The organism is Streptomyces sp. (assembly GCF_019510245.1).
Classification (GTDB): Bacteria; Actinomycetota; Actinomycetes; order Streptomycetales; family Streptomycetaceae; genus Streptomyces.
In genome coordinates, this window is sequence record NZ_JAEKKT010000162.1 from 39794 (window position 1) to 48861 (window position 9068).

The following is a 9068-nucleotide window of genomic DNA, read 5'->3' on the forward strand; positions in this document are numbered from 1 at the left end:
CTAGCCTCTCGGACAGCACTTCGTGGGCAGTGTCCGCCCATGTCCTGCCGAGAGAGGAAATGATCGGGTGGCTGAGTGGCCCGGATTCCGTCCCTGTACCTGCATAGCCGTCGACGCACAGGCCTACGGCAGCAAGAACGATCGCAACCAGTCCGAACTCCAGCATGAGCTGCCAAGGCTCCTGGACCGCGCCGCCAGGGGCGCGGGCCTGGACCGCTCCGAGTGGCAGATCCAGCGCACGGGCGACGAGCAGCTCGCGGTGCGCCGGCAGGACGGCAGCGAGCCGCGGCTGGTCGACGACTACGTCCGCCATCTCGTCGCCGAGCTGCGCCACCACAACGCCCAGCGGGTGCCCGAGGCCCGGATGCGGCTGCGCGCCGTGATCCACCAGGGGCTGGTGGAGCTGGCCGAAAACGGCTTCGCGGGTTCGGCCGTGGTGGCCACGGCCCGTCTGCTGACCGCGCGCCCGCTCTACGACGCCCTGGCCGCGCACCCGGAAGCGGACCTGGCGCTGCTGCTCTCCGACGACGTCTACCGGTCCGTGGTGGCGGGTGGTCACACCACCCTGACCACGGCGGACTTCACCCACGTCACCGTCCAGGTGAAGGAGTACGAGGCCTCGGCCTGGCTGCGCGTGCCCACGCTCGGCACCACGGCCGCCGCCTCACAGGAACCCGGAACCGCGGGAACGGGGAACCCCGCGGTTCCGGTGCCGGGGGAGCCCGCGGCGGACCGGCCCCGTACGGCCGCCGCGGGCACAGCAGGCGCCGGCGTCACCCACGAGTACCGGGCGCACCAGGTCAACGTCACCCACATGACCGGCTCCGTGGACGCCCGGGGCGCCGTCTTCGGCTTCGGGAGCGCCGGTGGCTGACCTGCCCGGTCCCGACGGCGGGCCCGCCGTACCGCCCGTCGGCGAAAACGGTGTACCGCCCCTCCCGGACGGCGCGGGCGGCGGTGCGCGAGAGGCGTTCGAGGCGCCTGAGGCGCCGAAGGAGCCGCTCCGCGCGGAGCCCGGCGGCGACGAGGCGGCCGCCGGGCGCAGGGAGCAGGACGAGCGGGAGGAGGACGACCGCGGCTATGACGATCTGCGCCGCGTCCAGCAGCTCGTCAACAACAACTTCTACGGCGTGGTCGACGCCTCGGGGGCCGCGTTCGGCTTCGGCGCCGCCTCGGCGCCCGGCCTCTCGCCCGGCACCATCGAGCCCGGGGAGGCGGACCGGGTCCTGCGGTACTACGTCCCGCCGCGGCCCTGCTTCGACGACGCACTCGACACGTTGCGCGAGAACGCCCTCGTCGTGCTGACCGGCCAGGACAACTGCGGCCGCGGCGCGGGCGCCCTCGCCCTGCTCCGGACGGTCCTCGGCGAGGAGGCCGGACTGCGCAGCCTGTCACCCGCCAACGCCCTCGCCGAACTGGCCACTTCGCGTGAGCTCAGGCCGGGGCAGGGGTACGTCATCCTCGACTACGTGGGCGAGCTGCGCCCCGAAGCCGTGCAGACGTACGAGATCGGGCGGCTGAGCGAGGAACTCGGCCGCAAGGGGTCGTACCTCGTGATCACGGCCGGCGACGCGGCGAGCCGGCGGCTGGCGCTGCGCGAGCACTGCGTGCCCTGGCAGGCCCCCGACCCCGGGGAGCTGTTCGAGCAATGCAGGGCGCGGCTGCCGCACGCCGGCCTCGCGCCGGACACCGAGAGGGAGCTGCTGGAGCGGGTCGGCGAACAGCGCCGCCCGGCGGACGTCGTCGCGGCGGCCGTGGCCCTGTCCCGGTCGGGCGCCGAGGCGGCGCTGGACATCCTGCGGGACCGGCGCCGGGAGCAGGTCCGGGAATGGTTCGGCCGGCGGCCGGACGCCGACGACCTGCTCGCGCTCGCGGCCCTGGCGTTCCTGGAGGGCATCCCGGAGCGGACGCTGGAGAAGGAGTGCGCCGCGCTCGCCGCCCAGGTGCGCAACTGGGAGCAGAGCGGCGAGACACCGGCCGCGGAACAGGCCGGCCCGGCGGCCGCGCCGCTGACCGGCGCCGTGGCCCGGCAGTCCCGGGCCCGGTGGCGGGAACGCGCGGTGGGGCTCGTGACGACCGAGTTCCGGCTCAGACCGAGCCGCGGCGCGGGCCGCAGCGAGCGGTGCGTGGTCTTCACCTCGCCGCGGATCCGCGAGCTCGTCATCGCGGAGCTGTACGACCTCTACGGCTACGAACTCTGGTACCCGCTGCGCCAGTGGCTGGGCGACCTGGCCCTGCACGGCGACCTGGACACCCGGACCGAGGTGGCCCGGGGCGTGGCGCTCCTCGCCCGGTACGCGCTGGTCGAAGTCGACGAGAACCTGCTGACGGTGTGGTCCGACGGCATCACCAGCCAGCGGGTGACCGCCGCGCTGACCCTCCAGTTCATGTGCGACGTCGAGCATCTCGCCCCGCAGGCCCTGAGCACCGTCATCAGCTGGGTGGACAACCGGGGCCCCGGCCGTGCGGTGACGGCCGCCATGGCGCTGACCGGCAGGCTGGGCTCGCTCTACCGCCTGGAGGCGCTCAAGACGCTGTGGTTCCTGGCCAACCGCGGCGAACGGGTCGCGTTCTCGGCCCGCCGCTCCCTGGTCCTGCTGCTGCAGACCGCCGAGGCCGATCCCGGGCGGGCGCTGCTGATCCTCCGGTTCGTCCGCACCGTCCTCGTGAAGTCCGCTCCGGGGTCCCGGGAGCGGTCGATCGCCCTCAGGGCCGCCGTCCAGCTCCTGGAGGCGAGCCGGCTGGAGGCCGCCGACGAGCCCGTCACCGCGGCACTGCTGCGCACCGTCCCGGACAGCGTCCGGCATCTGGGATCCCTGTGGGCCGACGTCCTGCACAGCAGCAACCGGAGCCGGGCGGTCACCGCGCTGTGCCGGACCCTGGTGCAGCTGCGGGACGACCCGTCCGTCACCGGCACCGTCCGCGAACTCGGCGACGTCATGCGGAACGCCATGACCGCACGGCAGTGGGCGGCGCTCGGCCGCCACCTGTCCATCGCGCTGCGCCACCCCGACCACGCGATCCCCGGTGCCCAGCAGCTGGCGCAGGTGCTCATCGGCGCCCTGCGCGTCCGGCCACCGGGCGACCGGCGCGCCACCGCGCCCCTCACGTCCACCCATCCCCTCACTTCCGCCCAAGGAGGCCGAAGCAAGTGAACTACCCGGTCATAGCCGAGCACATCCTGGCCACGGTCCAGGGCACCTGGTGGTCTCGGCGCCGCCGCCGCGACGACGTACCGCCGCTGCCCCCGGGCGCGGTCCACGTCTTCAGGGTCGGCGGGAACTACCGCACCTTCCACGAGGGCATGGTCTTCGACCCCTCCCACCCGGACGTGCTCGACGCCTCCTCCGTCAGCATCGTCGACACCCGGGCCCGCCTGGTCGACGTGGAGCGCCCGCTGCCCTCGGTCAGCGAGGCGGACAACTTCACGATGCGGGCGTCCTTCACCTGCCAGGTGACCGACCCGACCGTCATCGCCCGGCAGGGCATCATCGACGTCACGGTTCCGCTGCGCGCCTACCTGCTGGGCGACAGCGACCTGCCGAGAGTGAGCGCCGGGCACCGCGTGGAGGAGATCAACGCGGTGCGCACCGAGGCCGGCCACCGGATGACCGCCTACAGCGCGATCGTGCCGCCGCGGGTCGCCGGCATGAGCGTCGAGTTCGTCAACGCCGAGGTGTACGCCTCGGACGACCTGCGCGACTGGGAGCAGAGGCTCCGCGACGAGCGGCGCTCCTGGGAACTGCGCAAGGGGCAGCGCGACTTCGAGACGCAGGACGCACGCCGGATCGCGGAGCTGCTCTCCCAGGGATCCGACCACGTGGACGCCTTCGGCATCGCCCGCCAGGAGATCGACGTCACGGAGGTGGCGGCCCGCATCCACCGGGCCACCGGCGAGGAGTCGGCCCGCCGTCACCAGGCCGAATCGGAGGAGCGGGCGCACGCCAGGCTGCTGGAGACGACGGACGCGCAGCTCCGCCGCGAGATGCTGCTGACCCTGCTGCGGCAGGCGGCCGGCAGCGAGTACGTCGACTACCACCAGATGCTGGACCAGGTCCTGCGGGAGATGGGCGGCCAGGCCGCACCCGGCGTCGGGGCCGCCGCGGACACCGCCCGCATGGTCGAGTCGGGCCAGGCCCGTCCCCATCGCGCGGCGGCGGGCCGGGAGCACGACCCGCAGGGAAGTTTCGTCAAGGACGAGGACGATCTCGTTGACTGACTTCCCGGGACACCGCATCGGCCTCGACGCCGCACGCGGGCTGCGGACCCTGACCGGCGTCGACGAGGAGCTGCTGTCCAGGGTCCGGTACGAGCGGAGCAAGTACACGGCGCTGGGCGGGGTGGTGCTCGGCACCTCCGTCATCGCGGCGTTCTCCATGTGGAACTTCGCGACCGAGGCACTCGGCAGGATCTCTGTGGTGGCCCTGCTGCCGACGGTCATCTGGATGCTGTTCGTGCTCAACCTGGACCGCTGGCTGGTCACACCGCAGCCGAACGCACGGCGCCGGCTCGGCCCCCTCCTCATGCGGCTGCTGGTCGCCCTGATGCTCGGCGCGGTGATCGCCGAGCCGCTGGTGCTGCGCATCTTCCAGACGGCCATCGAGGAACGCGTCCAGGACGAACGCACCGGCACCGTCGACGCGTTGCGCACCGACCTGGTGCGCTGCAACCCCGTGCCGGCCACGACGCGGGCGGTCGCCCCCGCGGGCTGCGACACGAGGTACGTCCTCTCCTTCGGCGCGACGCCCGGCGGCCGGGTCGACGAACTGACCGCCCTGCGCTCGGACGCCGCCACCCTGCAGAAGCGGGTGGACCAGGACACCACCAGGCTGGAGGCCATCGACTCCGAGGTGCGGGACGAGTGCCGGCGGCTGGTCCGGATCGCCGCGACCGGCCTCTACCAGCGGACGTCCGAATGCCTGCGGCTGCGCGACCAGGCACGGGACTACTGGACCACCCACCGCACCGCCCAGAACGAGCAGCGGCTCGCCGGCATGAACACCCGCATCTCGAAGATCGAGGGCGAACTGACCTCGTCCCGGAGCGCGTTCCTCAAGGCACGGGCCGACGGGATCGCGCAGCGGCTGGCCGAGGAACGCGCCAAGCAGAAGGAGATCGGGGTCCTCGAACGCATCCGGGCCCTCGACGAACTCGCGGGCGGCAACCCGGTGCTGTTCGTGGGCATCTGGCTGGTCCGCCTGCTGTTCGTCCTCATCGACGTGCTTCCCGTGCTGGTGAAGTACCTGACCGGCGAGACCGCGTACGACCGGATGCTCACCGGCGAGAGCAACAGCGCGGTCAAAATTCACGGCGAACAGGTGCGGCTCGCCGAGCGCCGGGCACTCGCGGACCTGGAGATCGCCCAGGACGCCATCGAGCAGGAGGTCCGGCGCCACCGCGCCGAGTCGGAGGCGGCCTTCCGGGAACACACGGCGGCCATGAACATCCGGGTCCGCCAGGCGGTGAACGCGCTGGAGGACGAGATCCGCCGCTCGTCGACGGTCTGACGCACCCGCGTCGCGCACCCGGCACCACGGCCGCCCCGGACCCCGGGGCGGCCGTCCGGCACCGAAGTGCACCGACCCAGCAGGGCCGACTCAGCAGGACCGATTCAGCAGAACCGACTCAGCAGGACCGACGGAACAGAAGGGGGACCATGACCACATCCGGAGGCGGCGCCGTCCCGGACCCGGGCACCGGCACCGCGACCACCGACCGCGGCGCGGCACTCGCCAGAGTCCTGCTGTCCGAGGCACGTGAGGAGCTCGTACGGGCCGACAACAAGGCAGGCCTGCTCCTGGCGTCCCTGGGCGCGGCCCTGACCGCCCTGCTGGGCGCCGTCGGCAGCGGCATCATCGTCCCCCGTCTCTACCCGGTCGTCCCCCAGCTGCTCATCTGGACGGGCTCCGCCGCCTGCGTGCCGGCCCTCGTGCTGCTGGGCCTGGCCGTGGCCCCACGGCTGGGAAGTCCCCGCCACACCCGCACGCACTACTTCGGCGACGTGCGGCTGGCGAGGTCGGCGGCACAGCTGGAACGCACCGTCCGCCGCACCGACCCCCTCTCCCGGGACCTGTCCCAGCTGGCCGCCCTGTCCCGGATCACCTGGACCAAGTACCGCTGCATACGCCTGGCCCTGGCCTGGGGCACGACCTTCTTCGCGCTCACCCTGCTGGGGATAGTGACCGGGGCGTCGACCTAGCCGGCCGGCTCGGGCACCGGCCCCACAGGTCCCCGGTCACGTCCGGCGAACCGTGTCCTGGTCGTCGACCGGGGCGGCCGGGGCCGGCAGGGCGAGGGGCTGCTCGGTGCCCGTCCGGCGGGTGAGGCGGCGGGCCAGTGGTTCGGTGTAGCGGGCGGTGAGGGGGCCGAGGACGACGAGGATGAGGACGTAGGCCGTGGCCAGGGGGCCCAGGGAGGGTTCGATGCCGGCGGTGACGGCGAGGCCCGCGATGACGATGGAGAACTCGCCGCGAGCGACCAGGGTGCCGCCCGCCCGCCAGCGGCCCCTGGCCGAGATCCCGGCGCGTTTCGCGGCCCAGTAGCCGGTGGCGATCTTCGTCAGCGTGGTGACGGCCGCCAGGGCGAGCGCGGGCAGCAGCACCGGCGGGATGCTCGACGGGTCGGTGTGCAGGCCGAAGAAGACGAAGAAGACCGCGGCGAACAGGTCGCGGAGGGGCGCGAGGAGGTGGTGGGCGCCCTCGGCCACCTCGCCGGAGAGGGCGATGCCGACCAGGAAGGCGCCCACCGCGGCGGAGACCTGCAGTTTCTGCGCGATGCCCGCGACCAGCAGGGTCAGGCCGAGCACCACCAGGAGCAGCTTCTCCGAGTCGTCGCTGGAGACGAACCGGGAGATGTGCCTGCCGTAGCGGACGGCGATCAGCAGGACCAGTCCGGCGACCCCGAGGGCGACCGCCAGTGTGAGGCTGCCCGCCGCCAGGCCGGCGCCGGCCAGCAGCGTGGTGATGATCGGCAGGTAGACGGCCATGGAGAGGTCCTCCAGGACCAGGATGCTCAGGATCACCGGGGTCTCCCGGTTGCCGAGCCGTCCCAGGTCCCCGAGCACCTTCGCGATCACCCCGGACGAGGAGATCCAGGTGACACCGGCCAGCACCACGGCCGCCACCGGACCCCAGCCCAGCAGCAGGGCCATCGCGGCGCCGGGCAGCGCGTTCAGCGCGGCGTCGACCAGGCCCGCCGGGTACTGCGTCCTGAGGTTGGAGACGAGATCGCTGGCGGTGTACTCCAGGCCCAGCATGAGGAGCAGGAGTACGACGCCGATCTCGGCGCCGATCGCGACGAACTCCTCGCTGGTGCCGAGCGGGTAGAGCCCGCCCTTGCCGAAGGCGAGCCCGGCCAGCAGGTAGAGGGGGATGGGTGAGAAACGGAGGCGTCCGGCGAGCCGGCCGAGCAGGCCGAGGCCGAGGATGATCGCACCGAACTCGATCAGGAAGACCGCGGAGTCGTGCACGCCGGCCTCACTCCCGCCCGAGTATCGCGGCGGCCGCGTCGACGCCCTCGCGGGTGCCGATGACGATGAGCGTGTCACCGCCCGCCAGGCGGAAACCGGGCGTGGGGGAGGGGACCGCCTCGGCGCGGCGCAGTACGGCGACGATCGACACCCCCGTCTCGGTCCGCATCCGTGTCTCGCCGAGCAGCCGGCCGTTCCAGTACGAGGTGGCGGAGAGTTCGATCCGCTCGGCCACCAGCCCCAGGTCGGTGGTGGAGAGCAGGTTCGGGCTGTGGTGCGTCGGCATCAGCGCGTCGATGAGCGCCGCCGCCTCCCCCGAGGACAGCCGCACCGACAGGGCGCAGGCGTCGGGGTCGTCCCGGTGGTAGGCGCTCAGAATCCGTGAACCGTCCCGGTGCGCGACCACGGACACCCGGCCCTGCTCGCGCGTGGCGAGGTCGTAACGCACCCCGATTCCCGGCAACGGCGTCCTACTCAGGCGTGGAGCCCCCAAGGCTGTCTCCCCTGTCTCGTCGTCTCGTCCCGCTGGTTCTTTGCTCTTTCTTTAACAACACCCTAACGGGGAGCCGGGGCGGACGGGGGAGTCGGGCCGGGCGGGGGCGAAGCGGTCAGGACGGGTAGGGGACGTAGCAGTCCAGGGCGGGGTGGTACAGCACGTGCCAGGTGCGGCCCTCCACGACCCCGCTCGCCGGCAGGCCGTGGCAGGTCTGGATCCACTCGATCTTCTTCTGCATGACCGTGCCGTAGACCCCGTCGGTGGTGAGTCTGGGCGGCTGGCCGCCCCACGCGTTGCTGAGGCACTGCGCCTGCCTGACCGCGGCTCCGGTGGCGCCGTACGCGAGCGTCGGCCGGTAGCCCGTCGCCACGTAGGAACAGGCCAGGCCGGAGGCGGCCGCCGCGGTGCTGGGCAGCGCCGGGCCCAGGGCGACGGCCGCGCCCAGCAGCGCGGCCGCGGTGAGCAGTCGGTTCCGTCTCATGCCCGCTCCTTATAAGGGCGCGACTCGACTTGTGACCATGGTCGCGCGCGAGCGGTGACGCCCGCGAGTCGAGCGGAGGCCGGGAGAGTCCCCCGGTCACCTGGAGGCCGGGACGCCCGTTCCCTCCGGCGCCGGTTCCGCCGTCGCGGGGCGGGCGGAGCGCCGGCCGCGTCCGGCGGTGAGCGTGCCGATCAGTGCCACGCCCAGGCAGCCGAGCAGGACGACGGTGGACGACGCCTTCAGCATCGACAGTCCGGAGCCGGTGAGCAGCACCACCAGCGCCCAGCGCACCGCTGAGCCCGAGACCCGGCTGGAGACCAGGGAGCCGAGCACGACCCCCGGCACGGCACCGATCAGGAGCGTCGCCGCGAGCGCCAGGTCGGCGTCGCCGACGAGCAGGTGGCCGAGGGCGGCCGCGGCCACCATGGGGACGGCCTGCACCAGGTCCGTGCCGACGAGGTGGTTGGCCCTGAGCCGGGGGTGGGCGAGCATCAGCATCACGATGATCAGAGAGCCCGAGCCGACCGAGGTCATCCCGACGATCACCCCGCCCACCAGCCCGATGAGCAGCGTGGCCACGGGCCGTACGGGGACGTGCGCGTCCTCCCCGGCCGAACCGGCCG

Annotated in this window: 9 protein-coding genes; 5 read left to right on the top strand and 4 right to left on the bottom strand. The window is 73.1% G+C overall.

The genetic code is table 11. The features are described from left to right. The first annotated feature begins 67 nt into the window (after positions 1-67). The 5 genes from JF597_RS31130 to JF597_RS31150 all read left to right on the top strand — a co-directional run bounded on the left by JF597_RS31130 (position 68) and on the right by JF597_RS31150 (position 6199). Positions 68-874 carry a hypothetical protein gene (locus JF597_RS31130; RefSeq protein ID WP_294002973.1) on the top strand — a complete coding sequence of 269 codons (807 nt, stop codon included), beginning with the start codon at positions 68-70 and terminating at the stop codon, positions 872-874. Then, on the top strand, positions 867-3155 hold the full coding sequence (locus JF597_RS31135) for a hypothetical protein (protein ID WP_294002975.1): 2289 nt from the start codon (positions 867-869) through the stop codon (positions 3153-3155). The genes JF597_RS31130 and JF597_RS31135 overlap by 8 nt, the downstream gene beginning before the upstream one ends. Then, entirely contained in the window at positions 3152-4219 is a 1068-nt protein-coding gene (locus tag JF597_RS31140) for a hypothetical protein (RefSeq protein WP_294002977.1), read from the top strand. Before JF597_RS31135 ends, JF597_RS31140 begins: the two co-directional genes overlap by 4 nt. After that, positions 4212-5507 (top strand): DUF4407 domain-containing protein, encoded by a 1296-nt coding sequence (locus JF597_RS31145; RefSeq protein WP_294002979.1) that lies wholly within the window; start codon positions 4212-4214, stop codon positions 5505-5507. Before JF597_RS31140 ends, JF597_RS31145 begins: the two co-directional genes overlap by 8 nt. 149 nt (positions 5508-5656) lie before the next feature. Further along, positions 5657-6199 carry a Pycsar system effector family protein gene (locus JF597_RS31150; RefSeq protein WP_294002981.1) on the top strand — a complete coding sequence of 181 codons (543 nt, stop codon included), beginning with the start codon at positions 5657-5659 and terminating at the stop codon, positions 6197-6199. A 36-nt stretch (positions 6200-6235) separates the two neighbouring features. Here JF597_RS31150 and JF597_RS31155 read toward each other — a convergent pair whose 3' ends face one another. The 4 genes from JF597_RS31155 to JF597_RS31170 form a co-directional block, all read right to left on the bottom strand. Further along, positions 6236-7468 (bottom strand): cation:proton antiporter, encoded by a 1233-nt coding sequence (locus JF597_RS31155; protein WP_294002983.1) that lies wholly within the window; start codon positions 7466-7468, stop codon positions 6236-6238. Between the two features lie 7 nt (positions 7469-7475). Continuing rightward, positions 7476-7961 (bottom strand): TrkA C-terminal domain-containing protein, encoded by a 486-nt coding sequence (locus tag JF597_RS31160; RefSeq protein ID WP_294002985.1) that lies wholly within the window; start codon positions 7959-7961, stop codon positions 7476-7478. A 115-nt stretch (positions 7962-8076) separates the two neighbouring features. Continuing rightward, on the bottom strand, positions 8077-8445 hold the full coding sequence (locus JF597_RS31165; protein ID WP_294002986.1) for a peptidoglycan-binding domain-containing protein: 369 nt from the start codon (positions 8443-8445) through the stop codon (positions 8077-8079). Positions 8446-8541: 96 nt separating this feature from the next. Next, on the bottom strand, positions 8542-9068 hold a 527-nt coding region (locus tag JF597_RS31170), incomplete at its 5' end, for a sulfite exporter TauE/SafE family protein (protein ID WP_294002988.1).

What these genes read in the sequence shown, in the direction of transcription:
- JF597_RS31150 (WP_294002981.1), top strand. Translation starts at nt 5,657, where the DNA reads ATGACCACATCCGGAGGCGGCGCCGTCCCGGACCCGGGCACCGGCACC.
- JF597_RS31165 (WP_294002986.1), bottom strand. Translation starts at nt 8,445, where the DNA reads ATGAGACGGAACCGACTGCTCACCGCGGCCGCGCTGCTGGGCGCGGCC.